The sequence below is a fragment of the Marinobacterium sp. MBR-109 genome (assembly GCF_040547565.1).
Taxonomy (GTDB): domain Bacteria; phylum Pseudomonadota; class Gammaproteobacteria; order Pseudomonadales; family Balneatricaceae; genus Marinobacterium.
In genome coordinates this window covers 437,115-461,068 of the sequence record NZ_JBEPPZ010000001.1, presented here as the reverse complement: position 1 = coordinate 461,068, position 23,954 = coordinate 437,115, and the positions used below count along the sequence as shown (strand labels likewise).

The following is a 23,954-nucleotide window of genomic DNA, read 5'->3' as shown; positions in this document are numbered from 1 at the left end:
GGATGATCAGTCAGGTTAATTCAGCCGGGCAGGAGGCAATACCTGCCCGGCGTTGCAGGCTTAGAGCTTGCAGCCGCGTGCCGGGTCTTCCAGCATCGGTGTTGCAATCTCGATCACCTTGTTTTCGCCGTTTTCAACCGTACGCAGATAGATGTTCTGAACCGGGTTGTGGGCCTTGGAGAAAGTGAAGTCGCCGCGCGGACTCTTGACGGTGGTGTTGGCCATCGCCTTGATCAGCGCATCGCGGTCGGAAATGTTGCCGTTAAGCTCGTTGATTGCGTTGGCGATCAGCAGGCCGGTGTCATAACCCTGTACCGCATAGATATCGGACGCCTTGCCGAACTGCTCGCGGTAGGACGCGCGGAACTTGTTGTTCAGGTCGTTATCCAGCGTATCCGCATAGTGCAGGGTCGTGAGTACGCCTTCGGCGGAACTGCCCTGTGCTTCCAATGTGCCTTCGGTCAGGAAGCCGGAGCCGAGCAGCGGAATCTTGCCTTTCAGCCCCAGCGCTTCGTAATCCTTGGTAAATTTGACGGCACCACCACCGGCAAAGAACACGAACACGGCATCAGGCTTGAGCGATGCAATTTCGGACAGGTAGGACTGGAACTCGGTCTGCGGGAAGGGCACCAGCATCTGCTTGACGATCTTGCCGCCACCGGCAGTGAAGGATTCCTCGAACGCATCCAGACTCTCGCGACCCATGCCGTAGTTCCAGCTCATGGTCACGACATTCTTGTAGCCCTTGTCGAGCGCCACCTTGCCCATGGGGTAGGACGGCTGCCATGAAGAAAATGAGGTGCGGAACACGTTGGGCGCGCACAGCGGACCGGTCACGGGGCCGGCACCGGCGTTGGGCACGATCATCACGGTATCCTTGCCGCGCAGCACCTTCAGCATGCCCATGGCCACACCCGAGTGAACCGGGCCGATGATGAAGTCGGCCTTGCTGCGATCCAACAAGGAAGAAGCGATTTCAGGTGCGCGCTCCGGGCGGGCTTCGGTATCGATCTCGATATATTCGATCTTGCGGCCGTGCAGCTCGGATGCCTTTTCCTGTAACGCCATTTTCAAGCCGTTGCGGGTGGCATCACCCGGAGCGGCATAAATGCCACTGAAGGGTAGCATGATACCAATCTTGACTGGCTCATCCGAGGCAAACACCGGTGTGCTCATGCTCAGGGGTAGGGTTGCCAGGCCGGCAGCGACGACAGTTCGCAGAATGTTGGTCTTGAACATATAAAACCTCTCACAGAGTGCGTTATTTTTATGGTCTGCTGATTAGAATGAACTCTGATCTGCATCAATAGCCGCTTGATGCAGATCTGTGTCCAAAAACTGCAACGACGCTGGACAGGTACGCGGCACGCGGTATGCAGTGTGCGGATAAAACTTGCACCCACCGGATTTTATCCGCCGACAAGGCCTGTAATAGTCGATCTCAGTTGTAATCGGGCCGGTAGCGGCTAAGGATTATCATAACAAGAGGTGGCTATGAAAAAAGGTGTAATGCGACCCGGGCATGTACAGATTCGTGTGCTGGATATGTATGAAGCCGTCAAGCACTACGTGGACCTGCTGGGTCTGATCGAAATGGACCGTGACGATCAGGGCCGTGTCTATCTCAAGGCCTGGACCGAAGTGGACAAGTTCTCGGTGGTGCTGCGCGAAGCGGACGAAGCCGGCATGGACTTCATGGGCTTCAAGTGCCTGAGCGAAGAAGTGCTGGACCAGCTGCGGAGTGAGTTGATCGAGTTTGGCTGCGAAGTGGAAGATATCCTTGCGGGTGAGTTGAAAGACTGCGGCCGTCGCGTGCGTTTTGTCGCACCCACCGGTCACGTCTTTGAACTCTTTGCGACGAAGGAACAGACCGGCAAATGGGGTGTGGGCAACCACAATCCGGAAGCCTGGCCGCGCGGCCTGAAAGGCATGCAGGCGACCCGCTTCGACCACTGCCTGCTCTATGGCCCGAACCTGGATCGCACGCTGGATCTGTTCCGTGACGTACTCGGCTTCGATCTGGCCGAGCAGGTGATGACACCGGACGGCAAGCGTGTCGCCCAGTTCCTGACTGCCAGTATGAAGGCGCATGATGTGGCGTTCATCGATCACCCGGAGCCGGGCAAGTTCCATCATGCCTCCTTTTTCCTGGAGACCTGGAACGACGTGCTCAAGGCGGCGGATCTGATCTCCATGACCGATACCTCGATCGATATCGGCCCGACTCGCCACGGCCTGACCCACGGCCAGACCATCTATTTCTTTGACCCGTCCGGCAACCGTAACGAAGTGTTCGCCGGTGGCGACTACCACTACCCGGACCATGAGCCGGTGACCTGGGACGCGACCGAGCTGGGCAAGGCGATCTTCTACCATGACCGTAAATTGAATGAAAAGTTCATGACAGTACTAACTTAAAGTTACACAAAGCATTTTATGAAATTATTCTTTTATGGTTTTTGTTTTGGAAAATATTTTATTCAATCTTTATTTTTTCTTGTTGTAAGAGCTAGTTTTGTTTATATACAATTAAGAATATATCCTAATAATTTTTCTATAATTATGTCCATTAAGATAAAGGAAGTTATTATCGTATCCAAAAAAATCGGCACTGATCTGCTGATGAAAATTAAGTGTTCCGACTGGATTGAACTTACAAATAATTTAGCCGGGAGAATAGATAGATGAGTAAGAAGTTGAAAGCAGTCATTATCGGCCCCGGTAACATCGGCACCGACCTGCTGATGAAAATGCAGCGCTCCGAGTGGATCGAGCCGGTCTGGATGGTCGGGATTGATCCCGAGTCCGAAGGCCTCAAACGTGCCGCCGAAATGGGCATCAAGACCTGCGCCACCGGCGTGGATGGCATCCTGCCGCACATCATTGAAGACGATATCCGTGTCGCCTTCGACGCCACCTCGGCCTATGTGCATGCCGAGAACAGCCGCAAGCTGAACGAGCTGGGCGTGATCATGGTCGACCTGACCCCGGCCGCCATCGGTCCCTACTGCGTGCCGCCGGTCAATCTGGCCGACCATGCCAAGAACCTGGAGATGAACGTCAACATGGTCACCTGCGGTGGCCAGGCGACCATCCCGATGGTCGCAGCAGTTAGCCGCGTGCAGCCGGTTGAGTACGGCGAGATCATCGCCACAGTGTCCTCCCGTTCCGTTGGGCCGGGTACACGCCAGAACATCGACGAGTTCACCCGCACCACCGCCGGTGCCGTGGAAAAGGTGGGTGGTGCCAAGCAGGGCAAGGCGATCATCATCATCAACCCGGCCGAGCCGCCGCTGATCATGCGTGACACCATCCACTGCCTGACCGAAGGCGAGCCGGATCAGGCCGCCATCACCGAGTCCGTGCACGCCATGGTGAAAGAGGTGCAGAAGTACGTACCGGGCTACCGTCTGGTCAATGGTCCGATCTTCGATGGCAACCGCGTCTCCTGCTTCATGGAAGTGGAAGGGCTGGGCGACTTCCTGCCCAAGTACGCCGGCAATCTGGACATCATGACCGCTGCCGGTCTGCGCACCGCTGAGATGTTCGCTGAAGAAGCGGCCAACGGCGTCATCACACTGCCTGCACGCGGCTAAGGGGAGAACAGCACATGAACCTGAATGGCAAGAAAGTAACCCTGCACGACATGAGCCTGCGTGACGGTATGCACGCAAAGCGTCACCAGATCAGCCTGGACGAAATGGTCCGTATCGCTTCCGGCATGGACGCAGCGGGCATGCCCCTGATCGAAGTCACCCACGGCGATGGCCTGGGCGGCGCCTCCGTCAACTACGGTTTCCCGGCCCACAGCGATGAGGAATACCTCAAGGCTGTAGTGCCCAAGATGAAGAACGCCAAAATCTCTGCGCTGCTGCTGCCGGGGATCGGTACCGTTGACCACCTGAAAATGGCCAAGGACTGCGGCGTCTCCACCATTCGCGTGGCGACTCATTGCACCGAAGCGGACGTGTCCGAACAGCATATCGGCATGGCTGCCAAGATGGAAATGGACACCGTCGGCTTCCTGATGATGGCGCACATGGTCAGCCCCGAGAAGATCCTGGAGCAGGCCAAACTGATGGTCGGCTACGGCGCCAACTGCATCTACGCCACCGACTCGGCCGGCTACATGCTGCCGGATGACGTGACCGCCCGCATCGGCCTGCTGCGTGCCGAGCTGCCGAAAGAGGTCGAAGTCGGCTTCCACGGTCACCACAACATGGGCATGGCGATTGCCAACTCCCTGGCCGCGATTGAAGCCGGTGCCACGCGCATCGACGGCTCCGTAGCGGGTCTGGGTGCCGGTGCCGGCAACACGCCGCTGGAAGTGTTCTGCGCCGTACTGGACCGCATGGGCGTCGAGACCGGCGTTGACCTGTACAAGATCATGGACGTCGCTGAAGACCTGATCGTGCCGATCATGGACCAGCCGATCCGCGTGGACCGTGATGCCCTCACTCTGGGTTATGCGGGTGTCTATTCTTCATTCCTGCTGTTTGCTCAGCGGGCGCAGAAGAAATACGGCATCTCGGCGCGCGACATTCTGGTCGAGCTGGGCCGTCGCGGCACCGTAGGCGGACAGGAAGACATGATTGAAGACCTGGCACTGACCATGTCCAAGGTCTCAGAAACAAAGCATGTTAACCATGCGTGATCTGCCCATCATCTAAAAATAACGAAAAGAGCTCACAATGGAACTGAATACTGATAACCCTGAAATTGCCCAGATGATCACTGCAGCGGGCTTTAAAACTAATCTTCATGATTACGGTGACGGTTTTCCGCTAATGATGATCCATGGCTCCGGTCCCGGTGTGACTGCTTGGGCGAACTGGAGATTAGTTATGCCAGAGCTCGCAAAATCACGGCGTATAGTTGCGCCCGATATGCTGGGTTTTGGCTATTCTGAGCGTCCTGAGGGCATCACCTACAATCGCGAGCTTTGGGTAAAACATGCAGTAGGTGTGCTCGATGCGTTAGGCCTTGATCAGGTTGATCTATTGGGAAACTCATTTGGTGGTGGTATTGCTCTGGCGCTGGCGTTAGCGTACCCGCAGCGGGTCAGGCGTTTAATTTTGATGGGTAGCACGGGAACACCCTTTACTTTGACCGAAGGGCTCGATGCTGTGTGGGGATATACCCCCTCGATCGACAATATGCGTAGGTTGCTTGATATATTTGCCTATGACCGGACGCTTGTAACCGATGATCTCGCTGAACTGCGTTATCAGGCCAGTATTAGCCCTGGCTTCCAGGAAGCGTTTTCCCAGATGTTCCCCACACCTCGGCAGAAAGGCATCAATGAGCTGAGCAGCCCCGAGGGTCAAGTGCGTCAGTTACCTCATGAAACCTTGATACTGCATGGCCGTGAAGACGAGGTTATTCCTTTGAGTGCATCGTTAACTTTGCATGACTGGATCAAGAACTCACAGCTCCATGTGTTTGGCTGTTGTGGTCACTGGACGCAGATTGAACATTCCGAACGCTTTGTAAGATTAGTGAATGACTTTCTTGATGAAGCAGGAAAAGAATCAAGTTGATTGACTTTTAAACTGAATTCATGCGCTTTCATGTTTCCATTCGAGGCGGTGGAAACCCCGGCCCAGAGGCGGGGTTATCAGACATCAGGTGAGGTCTGAACATGAATAACAACTATAACGCATCAACTCCGGAGGCGCCGCAACGGCACCGCATCGAACTGGCAGACGAACAGACCTGTTTCAATGCCAGCTCAGAGCACAGTGTACTGGTGGCCATGGAACGTGCCGGACAGGCACTGATTCCGGTTGGATGCCGGGGTGGCGGGTGCGGCAAATGCCGAATCCGGATTTTAAAGGGTGAGTATTTCAGCAAGCGCATGAGCAGGGCCTGGGTGTCTCCCGAACAGGAGGCAGAAGGTACTGTGCTGGCCTGTCGGGTGTATGCCCGCAGTGATCTGACTATCGAACCTGATCCGCCTGAAATCGCCACCAGCTGTGGTACGGCAGATCGAGCAAGCTAATAACGATAAGGAAAACGGCTATGAAAAAAGGTGTAATGCGTCCCGGCCATATCCAGCTGCGTGTTCTGGATATGGATGAAGCTTTAAACCACTACGTTAACCTGCTGGGCATGATCGAAATGGACCGAGATGCTCAGGGCCGTGTCTACCTCAAGGGTTGGACCGAAGTGGACAAGTACTCACTGGTACTGCGTCAGGCTGATCAGCCGGGTATGGATTTCGTCGGTTTCAAATGCCTTGATGAAGCCACCATTGATCGTCTTAGTGCTGACCTGCAGGCGGCCGGTGTTGCAACCGAAGAGATTGCAGCAGGCGATTTGAAAGACTGCGGCCGTCGCATTGCGTTCACAGTGCCGACAGGGCACCGTTTTGAGCTGTTTGCCACCAAGGAGCAGACCGGCAAGTGGGGCGTGGGCAACCGCAACCCTGAAGCCTGGCCGCGAGACCTCAAGGGTATGAAAGCGACCCGTTTTGACCACTGCCTGCTGTACGGAACAGACGTGGCGGCGACCGCCAAACTGCTGACCGATGTGCTGGGCCTGGACCTGGCCGAGCAGGTTGTTGACCCTGAAGGCAAGCAGTTGGCCGCCTTCATGACCGCCAGCATGAAAGCACACGATGTGGCCTTCATCGAACACCCGGAACCGGGCAAGTTCCATCACGCTTCCTTCTTCCTGGAGACGTGGAACGACGTGCTCAAGGCGGCGGATCTGATCTCCATGACCGATACCTCCATCGATATCGGCCCGACCCGCCACGGCCTGACCCACGGCCAGACCATCTATTTCTTTGACCCGTCCGGCAACCGTAACGAAGTGTTCGCCGGTGGCGACTACCACTACCCGGACCACGAACCGGTGACCTGGGATGCCGAGCAACTGGGCAAGGCGATTTTCTACCACGACCGTCAGCTCAACGAACGTTTCCTGACTGTGCTGACCTGATTCTGTTGTTGTGCTGCACCGGTCACGGCTCCCCTGTGACCAAACCTTTTGCGCCGTCCTGTGACGGCGTTTTTTTGTTTTTGAATTACAGGTCCAGTTCAAAATACACCCTCTGCAAATATGGGATAAAGAATGGCACTGGCTGGATAGTGAGCTCAGGCACCGCCCTCTAATCTGAGACAAACAATAAGGAGGGCATCGCCATGCAAGATAATCTGATAGCAAAAGTGGGCGGCATGATGGAGGTCGATAAAGAAAAAGGCCTGTATCGCGGTCGTCGCGACATGTTCACCGATCCCGAGCTGTTCGAGCTGGAGATGAAGCACATCTTCGAAGGCAACTGGATCTATCTGGCGCACGAAAGCCAGGTCGCCAATCCGAATGACTACTTTACCGGTTACATCGGTCGTCAGCCCATCGTTATCACCCGCAGTAAGGATAGCGAGCTGTACTGCTTCATCAACGCCTGCAGCCACCGTGGCGCTGTGCTCTGCCGCAAGAAAAAGGACAACAAGGCTGTCTTTACCTGTCCGTTTCACGGCTGGAGCTTCAACAACTCCGGCAAGCTGGTCAAGGTCAAGGACCCCAACGATGCGGGTTACCCGGATTCCTTCAATTGCGAAGGCTCCCACGACCTGAAAAGGGTCCGCATGGAAAACTATCGCGGTTTCCTGTTCGGTTCACTGAACGATGACGTTAAACCGCTGACCGAGCATCTGGGTGAAGCGGCCAAGATCGTCGATATGATCGTCGATCAGTCACCGGAAGGTCTGGAAGTGTTGCGTGGCTCATCGACTTACGTCTATGACGGCAACTGGAAAATGCAGGCTGAAAACGGTGCTGACGGTTACCACGTCTCCGCCACGCATTGGAACTACGTTGCCACTACGGCGCGTCGCAAGGCCGGCATGTCCGCCGATGATGTTAAGGCTATGGATGTATCTACCTGGAATAAGCAGGAAGGTGGTTTCTACGCCTTCGAACGTGGTCATGTTCTGCTGTGGATGAGCTGGCCCAATCCGCAGGACCGTCCGCTGTACGAGCGTCGAGATGAACTGATTGAAAAATTCGGTGTTGATCGTGCCGACTGGATGATCGGTAAGTTGCGTAACCTTTGCCTATATCCTAACGTGTTTTTGATGGATCAGATGAGTTCTCAAATCCGTCACTTCCGTCCGATCTCCGTGGACAAGACTGAAGTCACCATCTACTGCTTCGCGCCCAAGGGTGAGAGTGCGGAAGCCCGTGCACACCGTATCCGCCAATATGAAGACTTTTTTAACGCTTCAGGCATGGCGACTCCGGATGATCTGGAAGAGTTTCGCGCATGCCAGGAAGGTTTTAAGGCTATGAAGCAGCCTTGGAATGATCTAAGCCGTGGTGCTAAACATTGGATCGACGGGCCGGACGAAGTTGCGGAGAGTATAGATTTGCTACCTATGATGAGTGGTAAGCATTCTGAAGATGAGGGCCTGTTTATCGTTCAGCATCACTACTGGCAGAAAGTGCTGGCCGAAGCGGCACGCAAGGAAAAGGGGGAGTAAGCCATGACTATCAGCTACGACGAAATTCGTGATTTCCTGCACTCTGAACAGCGTGCGCTGGATGACAAGGACTATGACAACTGGCTGGAGCACTACGACAAGGGTGCCGAGTTTTGGGTGCCGAGCTGGGATGTGGATGGTGAGCTGACCGAGGACCCGCAGTCCGAGATCTCCCTGATCTACTACGCCCGTCGTGATGGTCTGGAAGACCGTGTGTTCCGGATTTGTACCGACCGCTCCAGCGCCAGCTCGCTGCCCGAGCCGCGCACCCAGCACATGCTGAGCAACCTGGAAGTGTTCGCCGCATCGGACAATGACGCTGAAGTGCGTTACAGCTGGATGACCAACAGCGTGCGCTACAACACCGTGGATACCTATTTCGGTACCGCGTTTGTCACCCTGATCCGTGGCGAAGACGGCAAGCTGAAGATCAAGCGCAAGAAGGTCGTGCTGAAGAACGACTATATCCACCACGTTATGGATATCTATCACCTCTGATCCCGGCCCAACATAACAAGTGTCCCTCGGGGTGTCATCGACACCCCTGAAGGGGACCGAGGTAGCACACAATGTATAAAGTAGCGCTCAATTTTGAAGACGGTGTCACCCGCTTCATTACGACCCTGCCGATGGAAACGGTGGCCGATGCTGCCTATCGTTTCGGGCTCAATATACCGCTCGATTGCCGTGACGGTGCCTGTGGTACCTGCAAATGTCACTGCGAGTCGGGCCGCTATGAGATGGATGGTTATATCGAGGATGCGCTGTCCGATCAGGAAGCGGAACAGCATTATGTGCTGACCTGCCGCATGATTCCGGAATCGGACTGTGTGGTTACCGTACCGGCATCATCCGAAGTCTGTGTGCGCAGCCAGCAGGCGGATGTACATGCCAAACTGACCGATATCAATCGTCTGTCTGATTCCACTCTGTCTTTTACTGTTGCCGGTGATCAGGTGCGCGCCATGCACTTTCTGCCGGGGCAGTACGTCAACGTGCAGGTGCCGGGTACCGACCAGTCCCGTGCCTACTCCTTCAGTTCCATGGTCAACCAGGCTGACGAGTCGGTCTCTTTCCTGATCCGTGTTGTACCAGAAGGCCTGATGAGTACCTATATGGCTGAAAAGGCCAACGTCGGTGACAGCATCACCTTGCGCGGTCCTTTCGGCAGCTTCTACCTGCGCGATATCAAGCGTCCGGTGTTGATGCTGGCCGGTGGTACCGGTCTGGCACCTTTCCTGGCGATGCTGGAGAAGATTCAGCAGGATGGCAGCCAGTACCCGATTCATCTGATCTACGGCGTCACCCACGACACCGATCTGGTCGAGATGCAAAAGCTGGAAGCCTTTGCCGCCGCCATCGACAACTTCAGCTTCAGCGCCTGCGTCGCCTCGGAAGAGAGCCGCTGGCCACAGAAAGGTTATGTCACCAACCACATGGAGCCCGGTCATCTGCATGACGGCGATGTGGATATCTACCTCTGCGGTCCGCCGCCCATGGTAGAGGCGGTGAACAGCTATATGCAGGAAAAGGGCATTCAGCCGGCCAGCTTCCATTATGAAAAGTTTGCAGCCAGCAAGTAAGGACGATTCCATGAGAGCTGAACGTTTTGAAAACAAGGTAGTCGTGGTTACGGGAGCGGCACAGGGAATCGGCCGTGCCGTTGCCCTGCAGATGGCCGCCGAGAAAGCCAGTCTGCTGCTGGTAGACCGCTCCGAAATAGTTAAGGAAGTGGCCGAAGAGGCCCTGGCCGCCGGTGCCGCTAATGTCCAGACCATCAATGTGGATCTGGAACAGTATGCCGGCGCCTGCAAGGCGATGGATGCGGCAATAAGCCATTTTGGTCGCATCGACATTCTGGTCAACAACGTGGGCGGTACTATCTGGGCCAAGCCCTATGAAGCCTACGAAGAGGAGCAGATCGAGGCCGAGATTCGCCGCTCCCTGTTCCCGACCCTCTGGTGCTGTCACGCCGTTCTGGCGCAGATGCAGAAGCAGCAGAGCGGCGTGATCGTCAACGTGTCGTCCGTCGCAACCCGAGGCCTTAACCGTGTGCCCTACGCCGCGGCCAAAGGCGGTGTGAATGCGATGACCGTGTGCATGGCGTTTGAGAATGCCAAACACGGCATCCGGGTCAATGCGGTAGCGCCGGGCGGAACCGATGTGGGTGAACGACGGATTCCGCGCAACAACGACACCATGAATCAGCAGGAGAAGGACTGGTATCAAACCATTGTCGACCAGACCATCGACTTTACCTTCATGAAACGCTACAGCGTACCGGAAGAGCAGGCCAACGCCATACTCTTTCTGGCCTCGGACGAGGCCTCCTATATCACCGGTACCATCTTGCCGGTGGGCGGTGGCGATCAGGGCTGACCCTTATATCCAAACCAAGCAGGGCTCCGGCCCTGCTTTTCCGTTTTTATGCCGAGGAGAAACATGATGGCAACAAAAACAATAATTGTGCCTGAAGGAATGGAATTCATCCGTGACGAGATCGGCTACGCCCCGGCGGTGCTGGTGAATGACACCCTCTATATTGCCGGTCAGATCGGTCGCAACGATCAGCGTGAACTGGTGGCCGACAAGGAATCCCAGTTTGTGCAGGTGTTCGAAAACCTGAAGCGAGTACTGGAAGCGGCAGGCGCCCGTTTCGAGGACGTTGTGGAAATTACCAGTTACCACACCGATATGCGCGATCTGCCGCTCTACATGGAAGTACGCAACCGCTACATGAACGATTGCTACCCGGCCTGGACTGCCATTGGGGCTGCATCCCTGTGTGGTGCGCCGGGCTATTTTCTGGAGGTGAAAGCGGTCGCCGTCATCGAAAGGGGGAATGAGTGATGCTGAAGGATCTCTCCGTCTCAGCCATCATCGCCGGCCTTATGGCCGTGCTGGTGTCATATTCGGGGCCGCTGGCGATCTTTTTTCAGGCGGCACAGAATGCAGGCATCTCGGTGGAGATGATGACCTCATGGGTCTGGGCGATCTCCATTGGTGCGGCCGTGACCGGGATTGTGCTCAGCCTGTGGTTTAAAATTCCGGTGATCACCGCCTGGTCGGCACCGGGTACGGTGCTGCTGGTGACGCTGTTTCCGCAACTGTCGATCAACGAAGCGGTAGCGGCCTATATCACCGCAGCAGTCATTATCTTCCTGATCGGTATCACCGGCCTGTTCGACAGGGTGGTACAGATGATCCCGAAAGGGGTCGCCGCCGCCATGATGGCGGGCATCCTGTTCGACTTTGGCCTGGGAGCCTTCAGGGCGCTGGACTCGGTGCCACTGGTGACCAGTGTGATGATCCTTGGTTTTGTGCTGTTCAAGTTTGTCAGTCGGGCCTACTTTCTAGTGCTGATGGTGGTGCTGGGTGTGGCGTTGTCTGTCACCGCCCTAGATGCCAACCTGAGCCAGCTGGAATGGCGACTGGCCAGCCCGATGTTGATCATGCCCGAATGGAGCTGGAACTCGACACTGGGATTGGCCCTGCCGCTCGTCATTGTCAGTCTGACGGGGCAGTTTCTGCCGGGCTTCACCATCCTCAAGGCCTCGGGCTACCGCTTCGCTTCAAGACCCATCGTGTCGATGCTGTCACTGGTGTCGATACCGACCGCGTTCTTTGGTGGCATCACCACGGTGATTGCCGCCATCACCGCCTCGATCTGTACCAGCCCCGATGCGCATGAAAATCCGGACAAACGCTACTGGGCTGGTGTGGCCAATGGTGTGTTCTACCTCATCGGCGGCATTCTGGCCGGCAGCATCGTGCTGTTCTTCACCAGCTTCCCGAGCGAAATGATCGCGATCATCGCGGGTCTTGCGCTGCTCGGCGCCATCAGCAACAGCCTCAGCGCCGCGCTGGAAGACAAGGCGCATCTGGATGCATCGCTGATCACCTTTATGGCAACGGCTTCGGGAATCAGTATTCTGGGTGTTGGCTCCGCGTTCTGGGGCATTGTGCTGGGATCAGCCGTATATGCGCTGCAGAGCCTGTTGCGGGTGCGTCAGGAACATAAGAAGCCCGTTGCGAATAATCCATAGGCGTTGAATACAACTCGAAGCAAGATGCCAGTCTTGGCATATTGTATTTATCTGCGCGCTAGCCTTGGCGGGTAGAGCTTTGATGGGCGGTGGCGGCGGATGGCTTGGAGGTGCAAGTCCCGCAGGGGGAACCACTATCTGGACGGCATGGACCCTAGTACGGACCCGTATACAGGACGGAGGCCTCAGGGCCCCCTCCTACTCGATACGTCCGCCCAAGACTACGCTTGAGCCAAGGGCCTTCGCATCCAACGGCTTGCGGCAACCTTCTTTGTTTGTACGTGTTGAAGGCGATTAAGCAAAAGCCATAGATAGACTGAAAAATCTCAGGCTCAACTATGGCTTTGGTCAAACCTCTAACGTACTAGAACCGCTCAGGAACCTTGCTCTGGAGTCCCTCCGAACATCTTACCGGCACCCGCCCAGTCGGAAGGTGCAACATCCTCGAAGATGACATAGATGTACTCGGCAGGTGTACCTGTGTTCTTCATGATACTTTCAGTGATCTCTGCAGCAACGATTGCTTTCTGCGACTGCTCCTTACCTTCAAACCAGCTAACGCGTACTACGGGCATGGGGTAATCCTCTGATGATTAAGAAAATTGTTACGACCCCTATGTTAATGTAGAAAAAAATGTCGATAAACAAGCTAAAAGATTAAACTGAGTAGACATTAAATCTACACTGGATGCTTAACATGGTTTCTAATCATTCATTTCAGGGGGTTATCACGTTTACGGTCGCCGCCAGGTGCCATAGCTTTACTGAAGCAGCTGATCAGTTAGGTATTTCGAAATCGGCTGTTGGCAAGGCTATAGCGCGACTTGAAGCACGACTTGGTACCCAGCTTTTTCATAGGACGACTCGAAAAATTTCACTAACAGCTGATGGAGAAGCCTATTTTGCTGCTTGTACAGCAGCTATTGATGAAATCAGCACCGCCGAAAGCGTGTTTGGTTCTGCAGGAAAAGAGCCTTCAGGGAGTCTCAGGGTTGATGTACCGGTCGCGTTCGGTCGGCGTGTAATCGCGCCCGCGCTCTTCGAGATTGCTAGTAAGTACCCGAAGTTGCATCTGCATATGACATTTTCTGATCGATTGGTAGAGCCGATTGAGGAAGGAATAGATCTGCTTGTTCGATTTGGTGAGCTAAGTAATACTTCAGGGCTGGTGGCACGTCGTTTAGCACGACAGAGATGGTCTATCTGCGCGGCCCCTGAATACCTAGAACGTTACGGTACTCCCATTACCCTGGAGGATCTACGTCATCACCACTGCATCGTCGGGCACCGGCTTGGGCAGCCACTTTCTTGGCGAGTTATGCAAGAAGGCAAAACGGTACGTTTCACACCAGCAATCATCCATCAGATTGGGGATGGTGAGGTCATGATTCTCGGGGCCTTGGCTGGTATTGGGCTCTGTCAGATGCCTCGTTGCCTATTCAAGAATGATATAGCAGAAGGAAGATTGATAGAGGTGCTAGTGGATCTGGAACCGGAACCTGTGGATGTTCATGCCCTATGGCCGAAAGTGTCCGACCTACGTCCCAAAGTTCGATATGTTGTAGATGAACTTACAACTTTGTGTAAAAAATGGGCGAAGTGAAAGCGCTTCAGTATTGATTCAGCGATAGCCCAACCTGTACAGGTCTTTTTTATGACAGTCTGTGTGTCAATACATCATGATATATAACACTATTTCTTGAAATAGCTATTAGAGGCACGGCCACCTGAAAAATTATATTTAGCAGCACCTTTTTTTGGTGTGGTCATATATGTGCTTTATATTAACGGCGGTACTTGATGGTTTCGGAAGGTAATTCACCGAACATCTCTCGGTACTCTGATGAGAATCGTCCCAAGTGTGTGAAGCCGTAATCGAGAGCAGCCTGAGTTACGTTACGTAATTTTGTATTTCTAACCAATTCCTCACGTAAATTTTTCATCTTTGCTTTTCTTATATAGCGCTTTGGAGTCAGACCAAAGTATTTTGAAAACTGATTATAAACGGTACGTATGCTGACGTTGCTGGCTTTTGCCATCACGTGTACATCGATATCATCCTTAATATTAACATCTATATAAGTGAGCAATTTGAAGAAGCTCCTATCCATCTGGGAACTACCCATATTATGAATTTTAATCATGCCACTGAACTGCTGCAGCAATTTGCTTATTAATATGTCTCTATATGGGCGCTGAAGAGTGTCTATATCTACTTTTACTTCATTGGCTTCTGTAAGTAGTGCATCAAGGAAACTGAGAAAGCATTTCGAATTATTAAGGTCAACCACTCTTCGGTCAAAATAAAAATCATCATGCGGTAATATACCGATATGTTTTAAATATCCTTCTTTTAGTATCTCTACCGGTATCTTTATAATAATTTTTTCACAGTCATCTGAGTAAGATATATACATCCGTTCTTGTGGGTTTATCATCAAAGCTTGGCCGGGCCGCAACAGCAAACGTTGGTCATCATCATAATGCCAGCAGCACTGCCCACCGGTTACTACATGTAGGTGGTAAACATCAGATAGGCCCAGACAGCAAATCCTAACCTCATCACCATAACTAACGCGTGCAAGCCCCATGTCAGCAAAGACGCGATAGCTGAGTTTAGCGGAGAAGGTTCTGTTTTTTTTGTTTGTATTAATTATTTCAAGACGGTGCGTTCCGACGTGCTGGTTCATATACTCGGAAACCTTTAGTGGGTGTACGCCGTCAAAAACCATTGTGTTATTTAGGACATCAAGAAGCATATTAGATACCTTTTTACTTATTATCCTAATTCTTTAGGGATCCAGATTGGATCGCCCAGCGCTCCTTAAATAAACTGCTATTCAAAAAATATATCTATATCAGGGTATTGAACTGTAATCTTTGAGCAATTGGAATAACAATTTACACATATATAATCGCGACAGCAGCTGCGAAGGATCCCCATTCCTTAAGCTGAATTACTACGTCGACTTTGAGTTCTTCTAGAAAGCCATGTATAGGTATAATATCTCCTATGCTCTAATTCACCCTATAGGCATTGGGTGGTCTATAGAATCATGGTAGTTACCTGCAAGGCTCCTTTATATTGAGATTTCCACCTCTGCAGTGGAAGCGGAAATCTCATGAAGGTTATAGGGCCAAGGAAAAGGAGAAGCCAACGCAATGAGTACCAGAATACACCGGCTTCATTTCAGCTCCAGAGATAAACCCCGTTTACCTGAACATCCCATCACAATAAGTAGGACGATCAGCAGCAACCCAGCAGCACGTGTAATGAGAATAAAGTCATGACCCCCGATATTGGGGAGCAAAAGCAGTATCCCTGCTAGTGCAAATGCAAGTCGTCCTATGGGGCCCCGTTTATAGCCCAGATAGCCCACAAAGCCTACAGATACAGCCCAAACACCAGCAAGTGCACTAACCACAGCCAGTGCTATCTCGACTGTATCCCCAATCAGCAGGAGTGCAGGAGAAGAGACAAACAGGAAGGGCACGATGTAGGCAGTCCAACCCAGTCGCATGGAGGTAAATGCTGTCTTCATGGGGTCCGCCTTGGCAATGCTGGCGGCAAAAAATGCACCTATCGCAATTGGTGGTGTAATCATGGACATCATGCCCATATAGAAAATGAACAGATGTGCCGCTATTGGCTCTACACCAACCTGAACCAGTGAAGGTGCTACCAAAACTGCCAGCAGCATATAGACGCCTACCGTCGGCATCCCCATACCCAACACAATACAAACTGCCGCCGAGATCAGCAGTAGCAAAAACAAGTTACCCTGCCCGAGCTCAACCAAAAAATATGTCAGCCCAAAACCAAGACCTGTCATGTTCAGAATGCCAATAATGAAGCCTGCAGCAGCACCAATCATGATGATATCAACGATTGAATGGCCGGTTTCAGCTAATGAGTCGCGCACATCCCCCAAAGTCATGCGCTTACCTTTATAGCCTTTTGCAAGACCCACAATTAAAGCGCCCAATGCTCCCCAAAGTGCGGCAACTTCCGGGCGCGCATTGAAGAAAAAGAGTGCCCCAATAACTCCAGCGAACGGTATCACAAACAGCCAACCTTGAGAAAAAACATCTTTTTTGGCTGGTATCAATGAAGGGTCGATTTTCTTTATATGTTCTTTCGCAGCTTCCAGGTCAACTTGAATATAGAGCGCTGCATAATAAAGAATGGCTGGCACTAAGGCAGCCAGTACTACATCCGCGTAGCTAATCTGAAGAAATTCAGCCATTAGAAAAGCGACAGCACCCATGACCGGTGGCATAATCTGCCCGCCGGTTGAGGCGACTGTTTCAATCGCCGCCGCCGTCTGGGGCTTAAAACCACCCTGTTTCATCATACGGATCGTTACCACGCCAGTAGCGACAATATTGGAGACCACTACACCTGATATTGAACCGAATAAAGCGGAGGCAATGGTAGCGATTTTGCCAGACCCGCCCTGTGAGCGTCCCATCAAGACAAGTGCCAGATCATTGAAAAAGTCCGCACCACCTGATCGCAGCAGGAGCTGCCCGAACAGTACGAAGCCGATAACAATTGTTGCAGCTACACTCAGTGTCAGCCCTAGCATACCATTTGTATCTACACCTAAGTACACCATCAGGCGCGTCATCTCGATTTCGCGAGTTTGCAACGGCCCTGACAATTGGTGACCCAGCATGGCAAAAGCAAGAAAGGCCAGCACGACTACTACCAGTGCTACACCTACGACCCGGCGTAGACCTTCAAGGACAAGTACAAACAACACACTTGATATAATCAGGGCATCTATTGGCAAATCCAGTTGCCGCTCTACCAAGTCAGGGTATGCCACGGCCATGTAGCCGCCCGCAGAGAGCCCAACGAGACCGATGACACTATCGATACAGCGCCGTTTGAGTAAGGGTTGCGGTTTTAAAAATACCAAAGCCAGACTGGCGCCAAGGACAATCGACAAGTATTGCTCTGTATAAATTGAGAGTCCCAAGCGGCTGAATAGATCAGTGGCATAGGCAATCGCTGCGACTGCGATAAAGGACCCAAGAAGGGTCCGGATCAGTGGCACCGCAATAGGTTCTTTAACATGGGAACGAATGCTCATGATAGACCTCCAAAAGGCTCTGCAGTATTACTTATTTTCAACAACTTATTCTTCCAGCAGACCTTTTTCTTTAAAGTAACGCGCTGCCCCTGGATGGTACTCAAGATCGGGGTAAACCTTGTACGGCTCCTCCACGGCAAGCTCACGAAAGCCGGGGAACAGTTTCACCAACTCGTCCTTATTTTCAAGAATGGCCGTTACGAGTTGGTATACTTTCTCCTCAGAAACATCAGCACCAGCAACCAATACATTATCCCATGTTACCATTTCCATTGGGGATTCAAGCCCCGCCCGATGAGGTGCAGGTTTGACGACAGAGAAGTAGTAAGCGGGCCTAATGGCAGATATGGCTTCTAAGGATTTTTCATCGGTTGCAACTGGAAGAAATTTAACACCGCCAACCGAAGCATCTGCTTCTGCTACTTTGGGACCACCAACAGCAAAAAAGGTTGCATCCAACCTTCCTGAAGCAAAGTTATCTACAGCACGAATCAAGTCAGGCACAGGAACTTGTTCAACATCACTCCATGTAAGACCACCGGTCGCGAGCAATGCAGCCATATTAGGGCGACCCAACGGGAAGGCATTCCAACCTGCAGCGACTCGCTTTCCAGCCAGATCATTAATGCTATCGATACCTGAATCCTTACGAACGAACATGCCGACAGGCTGAGGACTGATCCGTAACACAACCCTCAGATTCCTACGTGCCCGGTCTGTGTAATCGGCTTGCCCACGAGCTGCGACGATAACATCATTGACATCATTGATCGCGAATTCGGCAAAACCTCGGTCAACCGCGTCCATCATTGCACGGTTACCACTAAAGGGCTGTACAACCACGTTAAGATTTTGCTTCGACCGCGCCACATTAGCGATCGATGTACTCATGGTGTTCCACACCGACCCCTGTGGTGGTGATGCGAACGAGAGCATCTGAGCAGATGCGAGTGCCGAACAGACTGAGAAAGACAACCCTGCGAAAAGGGAGATGGCGGTACGCTTCATAGCTATACTCCAGTTTACTTATTGTTATGGGCTGGATTTCAAGGCGTCGTTGAGGCGGACGACCCTGAACATTTATGCGGGAACCACTATAGACTCGCACTTGATATTCAGATATATAATCATGTTTATAGTATATATTCACGGAACTTATATCGGAAGGCTAATGATTCGCTTGCAAGATATCGATTTGAACCTCTTGGTGGTTTTTCAGCTAATGTATCGGGAACGTAAAACCGGGGTAGTGGCAGAACAGCTGGGCCTGAGCCAACCAGCTGTGAGCAATGCACTCAAACGGTTGAGGAAGATGCTTAATGATGAATTATTTGAGCGCACAGCAAGAGGGATGAGGCCAACTCCATTCGCTGACAGTATAGCTGAATCGATAAGTTATGCCCTTAGTGCTATACAGGAGGGGCTCAACTACAACGATTGCTTCGATCCTGGCTCCAGTGATCGAGCGTTTTCAATCGCCATGACAGACTTGGGGGAAATGTATCTTCTACCACGACTGATGGCTTACCTTACAGAGCACGCTCCCAATATCTCATTGAGTACCGTCAGGGACAACGAAAGTGCCTTGAAAGACGATATGGAGATGGGTAATGTCGACTTGGCGATTGGGCTATTACCGCAGCTGGAGGCAGGTTTCTATCAGCGACGTCTTTTTGATCAACGATATGTTTGCCTGATGCGCCAAGGCCATCCACTGTCTGAAGGTGCGTTTACACTCGAAAAATTTTCGCAGGCTAAACACATTGTCATCGAAGCCCGTGGTACAGGACACGGGCGGGTTGAAAAGCAGCTTGCCCAGATCGGGATCACGCGGATTATCCGTTTGCGTTTGACACATTTCATGTCCGCCCCTTATATCGTGAGCGAGACAGATTTCATTACGACAGTAACAGAAAAACTGGCACTACAAACCCAAAAGAGTCTTGGCTTAGTAGTGCGCACTCACCCCGTGGACATACATCCAGTTCAGATCAATCTGTTTTGGAATCGCAGATACCATCGTGATGCCGGTAATATCTGGTTACGCAACTTGATTTTTGAACTCTTTTCTGAGTAGTCATCATGTTATGCGTCAGACTAAGAAATCATTCCGAACTCTGCATGCAAAAGTTACAGACGGTATCAGCCAGCAGTTTACCACCTTTCACCTTCCTCCATTAGTGTCACATTTACAATTTGAGCTCCCGACCCCATTTGCTGACTTGGCAGGCCAGCTCTAGGTCGGGGCAGGCGCATTCAGCTTAATGCCTCATTGTTAATATTCACGCCAGTGATAATGGTTATATTGATTTGAATATTTACTTATATGTCGGCCTTCTCTATTTTCACTCAACACATCACCGTGGGGAGTGTGGTCAGGCAGACACTCACACAACAGCATGAGACGCTGCAACTCATCGGTCTCTGTTAAAAGCCCCTACATGATGTCATTCGCACTTTCTCAATTTTTGTCTACATCTAATAAGAAAGAGATGATCATTATGAATGAAAAAGAAATGAATAAAGTACGCCGTATTGCTGTCGTTGGTGGCGGTATTGGCGGCCTAACCTTTGCGATTGCAATGCGTCACCATGGTATTGATGTCGATGTATATGAACAAGCAGATGAGTTGCGTGAGGTAGGTGCAGCGGTGGCTTTATCCGCTAACGCTACACGTTTCTATTATGATAAATGGGGTATGGGGGAGTCGTTCGAAGAGGCAGCGTTTGAAATCTCTGCCTTAATTTATCGAGATGGAAAGACCGGTCAAGAAATTGGCCGGCATGCAGGAGGGCAGGCATATAGAGAGCTTTTTGGCGCACCATATCTTGGTATTCACCGAGCTGAGCTGCAAAGAATTCTTTCTGCCAAGGTAGGTATGGACCGCATCCACTTGGGCAAGCGTTTGGAAAATATCGATGACACTGGTGAGCAGGTAGTGCTGCAGTTTAAAGATGGCAGCAAGGCGGAAGCGGATATCGTCATTGGTGCTGACGGGGTGCGTTCTACCGTACGAAACTTGATGCTGGGCTATGAAGATTACATCTATGCAGGATACACGGCATTTCGCGGGATTGTACCAATTGATAAGCTACCTAATATGCCTGATCCAACTGCAATTCAATTCTGGATGGGTGAGTCGGGCCACTGCCTCCACTACCCAATAGGTGGGGACAGAAAAGGGGATATCAACTTCTTTCTTGTTGAACGTACGCCGACGACATGGCCGTTAAACCGATCAACGGCACCAACAGAAGACGGTGAGCAGCTTCGTCTGTTTAAAGACTGGCACCCCGCACTTGTCGAGATGATTGCTTCAAATACTTTGAAGACAGTTAACGAACGATGGGGCATGGTATATCGCATGACCTTGGGCCGCTGGAGCAAAGGACGAGTAACACTGCTCGGCGATGCTGCACATTCACTGGTACCACATCATGGGCAGGGTGCTAACCAGTCGATTGAGGATGCAGTAGTTCTTGCAGACTGCATCGCCGCCGCTGGGTCTGAATCAATTGCTGAGACCTTCGAGCGTTACGAGCGTCTGCGTCGTGGTCGTGCACGTAAGGTTGTGTATGCGTCCGTAACTACAGGAGATATGTTGCACTTGCCACCCGGTGAAACCCGAGATCAGCGTGATGCGCGCCTTGCTTCACATAAAGCTATGTTGCATCACCTCGATTGGATTCATGGTTTCGACGCTGGTGATCTCAACGAGCCAAATGATCGCCAAGGTGGGACTTGGCTATAAATAAAGAGCGCTTTTAACACGGCATTTAAATGAAATAAAAAACTTTAAACGTGTGGCACAATTCCGCTTTTTTGAGCGGCATTGTGCCACAGTAGAGGTGATTTCATTTAAGTTGATGTTTCTATCTGTTCTAATCCTTGTTTTTCAATCTAAGGTAGATGCAATCAATTTCGCGGCATAAGATGTACCCGCCTTTACACGTTTTTCGGCGTAGAGTGGATCTGCAAGTCACCTATCGCTGATAGCGATCTCTGCGCGCCAGAAAGGCTTATAGAGCTTGGTATGAAGCGGATTGATGCTTCTATTTCCTGCCCGGTGAGTGAGATGTTCGAGTAACTGCTGATGCCCTGAAAGGCGAAACTTCGAAACATGGAAGTTTTACCGCTACTCGGATGGTTGTTATTAGCTGAACAGGTCAAGGTTTTGCCAATCAAGGCGGAACTGAGCAAAAAATATCGCTGTAGCAAACGGTCCTGAGTACACCGTCTTGAACCTATTGGCGAAGTATATATCAAGGACTGTGAGATGAGCGTCGATTTTGGTGCTGTGACAACCCTTAATGAAGTGGTGACCGTGATTGCCACCGCGCCATTGACAGACAATGAGCATTGGCATCGATTGCAGGCCGGAGAGCTGGTGGTGTTCCGGGATGGCGAAGTGGTGTGTCAGCTACCGGAGGCCCGTTGATGGCGGCACCCGGCCCCGTGTTCGACAGTCTGTCTGATATGGTGCAGCAGCTGGCGCGCCGGTTTGACGAACAGCCGGCCTTTGGTCATATGGGCGCCAGCATCAGTTTTGCCGACCTTGACCGCATGTCGCGCCGTTTTGCGGCTTGGGTGCAGCATGAAACCGACCTGCAGCCGGGCGATCGTATCGCGCTGCAGTTGCCTAATGTGATGCAGTACCCGGTCGTTCTGTTCGGTGCTCGACGGGCGGGGCTCGTGGTGGTGAACACCAACCCTCTCTATTGTTGCGATGAGTTGTGTCAGCACCTGAAGGATTCGGGTGCGCGAGCGCTGGTGGCGTTTGCCCCACTGGAAGCCGGGCTGTGTCAGCGCCTTGACAGTATTGAAGTCGAGTATCTGATTACGACGGAGTTGGGTGACCTGCATCCAATTGGCAAGCGCTGGGCGTTGAATTTGGCTGCTCGCCTGAAGCGTGGCGGGAGTCCGGGGTTGCTGCCGGCAGCGCCCGTCGTTCCGGGTGTGACAGGCATACGATTGACGCAGGTGATGCAGAAGGGCAGTAGCCTGATCTGGCAGCCACCGGAGCGCTTCGGGCAGCTGGAATCACTGGCACTGTTGCAGTATACCGGTGGCACGACCGGGCCTGCCAAGGGCGCAATGCTGACAGAAAAGGCACTGTTGGCGAATCTGGCTCAAATCCGCAATCTGCTGGATGACTATTGCGAGCCCGGGGGAGAAAAGCTGCTGCAGCCTCTTCCGCTCTATCACATTTATTCCTTCATGCTGACGCTGGTGATGTTCAGTATCGGCAGCTGCATCGAACTGGTACCTGATCCGCGCCGCATTCGTGGTTTGGTCAAGTGCTGGGATCGTTTTGATCCCAGCGTGGTCGCCGGTATCAATCCGTTGTTCATTTTTCTGTGTCAGCAGCCTGAATTTCAGAGGCTGGACTTCAGTCGCTTGAAACTGACCATTTCCGGAGGTATGGCGCTGACGCGCTCCGTGGCACAGCGTTGGCAACAGGTGACGGGGCATTCGATTTGTGAAGGATACGGTCTGACCGAGTGTTCGCCGGTTGTCAGCGTCAATCGGCCCGATGCCATTCACCTGGGCAGTGTTGGACGGCCGCTGCCGGATACCGAGATAAAAATACTGGGTGAGCAGGGGCAGGTCCTGCCGGATGGCGAGATTGGTTCCATCTTCGTACGTGGACCGCAGTTGATGCAGGGCTACTGGTACCAACACGAGGAAACCCAGCAAGTACTGCAGGGTGGCTGGTTGGATACAGGGGATATTGGTCTGATCGACGCACAGGGCTATTTATATATTACTGATAGGCGTAAGGAGTTGATTAATGTCTCCGGTTTCAAGGTTTATCCAAGCGAGGTGGAAGATATCATCGCTTGCCACCCAGACATTCTGGAGTGTGCAGTGATCGGGCTGCCGGACAGCTGCAGGGGGGAGCAGATCAAGCTGTATGTGGTGCCTGCAAGTCGGCAGTTGACTATTAAAGCGGTACGCGACTATTGCCGTGAACGGCTGACACTCTATAAAGTGCCGCGTCTGGTTGAATTTTGCCAGCAGCTGCCGCGCACGTCCATTGGTAAGGTGTCGCGACGAACATTGCGCGAACAGGCGCTGGGGCGACATACGGGTTGAATATATCTGCTAATAGCCCCTGAGATGTTGTACTGGCATTAGCATCTTGTCTCTGTTGGGCGGCCGATGGGTACGTTGTCAACCTTGTGTGCGTGGGGGCAGATATTTGAGAGCACAGTTTAGTCCTCCTGTCTTCTTAAAAAAGCGGTTGCAGCCTGTGAAAAGAGATAAGCGCGAGTAGTGTATAGCTTTGATACAAAATAGTGTGCTAACAAGCTGGTAA

General features: G+C 52.4%; 21 protein-coding genes and 1 pseudogene. 17 read left to right on the top strand and 5 right to left on the bottom strand.

Annotation, left to right across the window (positions count from 1 at the left end; all coding sequences use genetic code 11):
• Positions 1-60: 60 nt before the first annotated feature.
• Complete coding sequence (locus ABIE60_RS02210) at positions 61-1,239, bottom strand: ABC transporter substrate-binding protein (protein WP_354467397.1); 1,179 nt, start codon at positions 1,237-1,239, stop codon at positions 61-63.
• Between the two features lie 255 nt (positions 1,240-1,494).
• Between ABIE60_RS02210 and ABIE60_RS02205 the strand changes: the two genes are divergently transcribed.
• The 12 genes from ABIE60_RS02205 to ABIE60_RS02150 all read left to right on the top strand — a co-directional run bounded on the left by ABIE60_RS02205 (position 1,495) and on the right by ABIE60_RS02150 (position 12,535).
• On the top strand, positions 1,495-2,418 hold the full coding sequence (locus tag ABIE60_RS02205) for a catechol 2,3-dioxygenase (protein WP_354467395.1): 924 nt from the start codon (positions 1,495-1,497) through the stop codon (positions 2,416-2,418).
• Positions 2,419-2,684: 266 nt separating this feature from the next.
• Positions 2,685-3,596 (top strand): acetaldehyde dehydrogenase (acetylating), encoded by a 912-nt coding sequence (locus tag ABIE60_RS02200; RefSeq protein WP_354467394.1) that lies wholly within the window; start codon positions 2,685-2,687, stop codon positions 3,594-3,596.
• Between the two features lie 14 nt (positions 3,597-3,610).
• Complete coding sequence (gene dmpG / locus ABIE60_RS02195) at positions 3,611-4,654, top strand: 4-hydroxy-2-oxovalerate aldolase (protein WP_354467393.1); 1,044 nt, start codon at positions 3,611-3,613, stop codon at positions 4,652-4,654.
• 37 nt (positions 4,655-4,691) lie between these two features.
• Positions 4,692-5,540 (top strand): alpha/beta fold hydrolase, encoded by an 849-nt coding sequence (locus tag ABIE60_RS02190; RefSeq protein ID WP_354467391.1) that lies wholly within the window; start codon positions 4,692-4,694, stop codon positions 5,538-5,540.
• A 101-nt stretch (positions 5,541-5,641) separates the two neighbouring features.
• Positions 5,642-6,001, top strand: coding sequence for a 2Fe-2S iron-sulfur cluster binding domain-containing protein (locus ABIE60_RS02185; RefSeq protein ID WP_354467389.1), 360 nt, complete (start codon positions 5,642-5,644; stop codon positions 5,999-6,001).
• A 20-nt stretch (positions 6,002-6,021) separates the two neighbouring features.
• Positions 6,022-6,945, top strand: a complete 924-nt coding sequence (locus ABIE60_RS02180; RefSeq protein WP_354467388.1) for a catechol 2,3-dioxygenase — start codon at positions 6,022-6,024, stop codon at positions 6,943-6,945.
• A gap of 203 nt (positions 6,946-7,148) precedes the next feature.
• Complete coding sequence (benA, locus tag ABIE60_RS02175; protein WP_354467386.1) at positions 7,149-8,489, top strand: benzoate 1,2-dioxygenase large subunit; 1,341 nt, start codon at positions 7,149-7,151, stop codon at positions 8,487-8,489.
• Between the two features lie 3 nt (positions 8,490-8,492).
• Positions 8,493-8,987: an aromatic-ring-hydroxylating dioxygenase subunit beta gene (locus ABIE60_RS02170; RefSeq protein WP_354467384.1), complete on the top strand. Its 495-nt coding sequence runs from the start codon at positions 8,493-8,495 to the stop codon at positions 8,985-8,987.
• Positions 8,988-9,058: 71 nt separating this feature from the next.
• Positions 9,059-10,072 carry a benzoate 1,2-dioxygenase electron transfer component BenC gene (benC, locus tag ABIE60_RS02165; protein WP_354467382.1) on the top strand — a complete coding sequence of 338 codons (1,014 nt, stop codon included), beginning with the start codon at positions 9,059-9,061 and terminating at the stop codon, positions 10,070-10,072.
• Between the two features lie 10 nt (positions 10,073-10,082).
• A complete protein-coding gene (locus tag ABIE60_RS02160) occupies positions 10,083-10,868 on the top strand; it encodes a 1,6-dihydroxycyclohexa-2,4-diene-1-carboxylate dehydrogenase (protein WP_354467380.1) in 786 nt (261 codons plus the stop codon).
• 66 nt (positions 10,869-10,934) lie between these two features.
• Positions 10,935-11,339: a RidA family protein gene (locus ABIE60_RS02155; protein ID WP_354467378.1), complete on the top strand. Its 405-nt coding sequence runs from the start codon at positions 10,935-10,937 to the stop codon at positions 11,337-11,339.
• On the top strand, positions 11,339-12,535 hold the full coding sequence (locus ABIE60_RS02150; RefSeq protein ID WP_354467376.1) for a benzoate/H(+) symporter BenE family transporter: 1,197 nt from the start codon (positions 11,339-11,341) through the stop codon (positions 12,533-12,535). The genes ABIE60_RS02155 and ABIE60_RS02150 overlap by 1 nt, the downstream gene beginning before the upstream one ends.
• A 374-nt stretch (positions 12,536-12,909) precedes the next feature.
• Here ABIE60_RS02150 and ABIE60_RS02145 read toward each other — a convergent pair whose 3' ends face one another.
• On the bottom strand, positions 12,910-13,110 hold the full coding sequence (locus ABIE60_RS02145) for a tautomerase family protein (protein WP_206840126.1): 201 nt from the start codon (positions 13,108-13,110) through the stop codon (positions 12,910-12,912).
• Between the two features lie 122 nt (positions 13,111-13,232).
• Here ABIE60_RS02145 and ABIE60_RS02140 point away from each other — a divergent pair, with 122 nt between their 5' ends.
• The gene (locus tag ABIE60_RS02140; RefSeq protein WP_354467374.1) at positions 13,233-14,138 is read left to right on the top strand and encodes a LysR family transcriptional regulator; all 906 of its coding nucleotides are present in this window, start codon (positions 13,233-13,235) and stop codon (positions 14,136-14,138) included.
• A gap of 181 nt (positions 14,139-14,319) precedes the next feature.
• On the opposite strand, the gene ABIE60_RS02135 is transcribed toward ABIE60_RS02140, so the two are convergent.
• The 3 genes from ABIE60_RS02135 to ABIE60_RS02125 form a co-directional block, all read right to left on the bottom strand.
• Positions 14,320-15,294: an AraC family transcriptional regulator gene (locus ABIE60_RS02135; RefSeq protein ID WP_354467372.1), complete on the bottom strand. Its 975-nt coding sequence runs from the start codon at positions 15,292-15,294 to the stop codon at positions 14,320-14,322.
• Positions 15,295-15,720: 426 nt separating this feature from the next.
• Positions 15,721-17,634, bottom strand: coding sequence for a TRAP transporter permease (locus tag ABIE60_RS02130; RefSeq protein WP_354467370.1), 1,914 nt, complete (start codon positions 17,632-17,634; stop codon positions 15,721-15,723).
• Positions 17,635-17,679: 45 nt separating this feature from the next.
• The gene (locus ABIE60_RS02125) at positions 17,680-18,642 is read right to left on the bottom strand and encodes a TAXI family TRAP transporter solute-binding subunit (protein WP_354467368.1); all 963 of its coding nucleotides are present in this window, start codon (positions 18,640-18,642) and stop codon (positions 17,680-17,682) included.
• 163 nt (positions 18,643-18,805) lie between these two features.
• Between ABIE60_RS02125 and ABIE60_RS02120 the strand changes: the two genes are divergently transcribed.
• The 4 genes and pseudogenes from ABIE60_RS02120 to ABIE60_RS02105 all read left to right on the top strand — a co-directional run bounded on the left by ABIE60_RS02120 (position 18,806) and on the right by ABIE60_RS02105 (position 23,731).
• Positions 18,806-19,711, top strand: coding sequence for a LysR family transcriptional regulator (locus ABIE60_RS02120; RefSeq protein WP_354467367.1), 906 nt, complete (start codon positions 18,806-18,808; stop codon positions 19,709-19,711).
• A gap of 367 nt (positions 19,712-20,078) precedes the next feature.
• The gene (locus ABIE60_RS02115; protein WP_354467365.1) at positions 20,079-21,386 is read left to right on the top strand and encodes an FAD-dependent monooxygenase; all 1,308 of its coding nucleotides are present in this window, start codon (positions 20,079-20,081) and stop codon (positions 21,384-21,386) included.
• A gap of 489 nt (positions 21,387-21,875) precedes the next feature.
• Positions 21,876-22,073 (top strand): annotated as a pseudogene (locus ABIE60_RS02110) (class II glutamine amidotransferase); the annotation flags it as partial.
• Positions 22,073-23,731 (top strand): AMP-binding protein, encoded by a 1,659-nt coding sequence (locus tag ABIE60_RS02105; RefSeq protein WP_354467363.1) that lies wholly within the window; start codon positions 22,073-22,075, stop codon positions 23,729-23,731. The pseudogene ABIE60_RS02110 and the gene ABIE60_RS02105, both read left to right, overlap by 1 nt.
• Positions 23,732-23,954 lie beyond the last annotated feature (223 nt).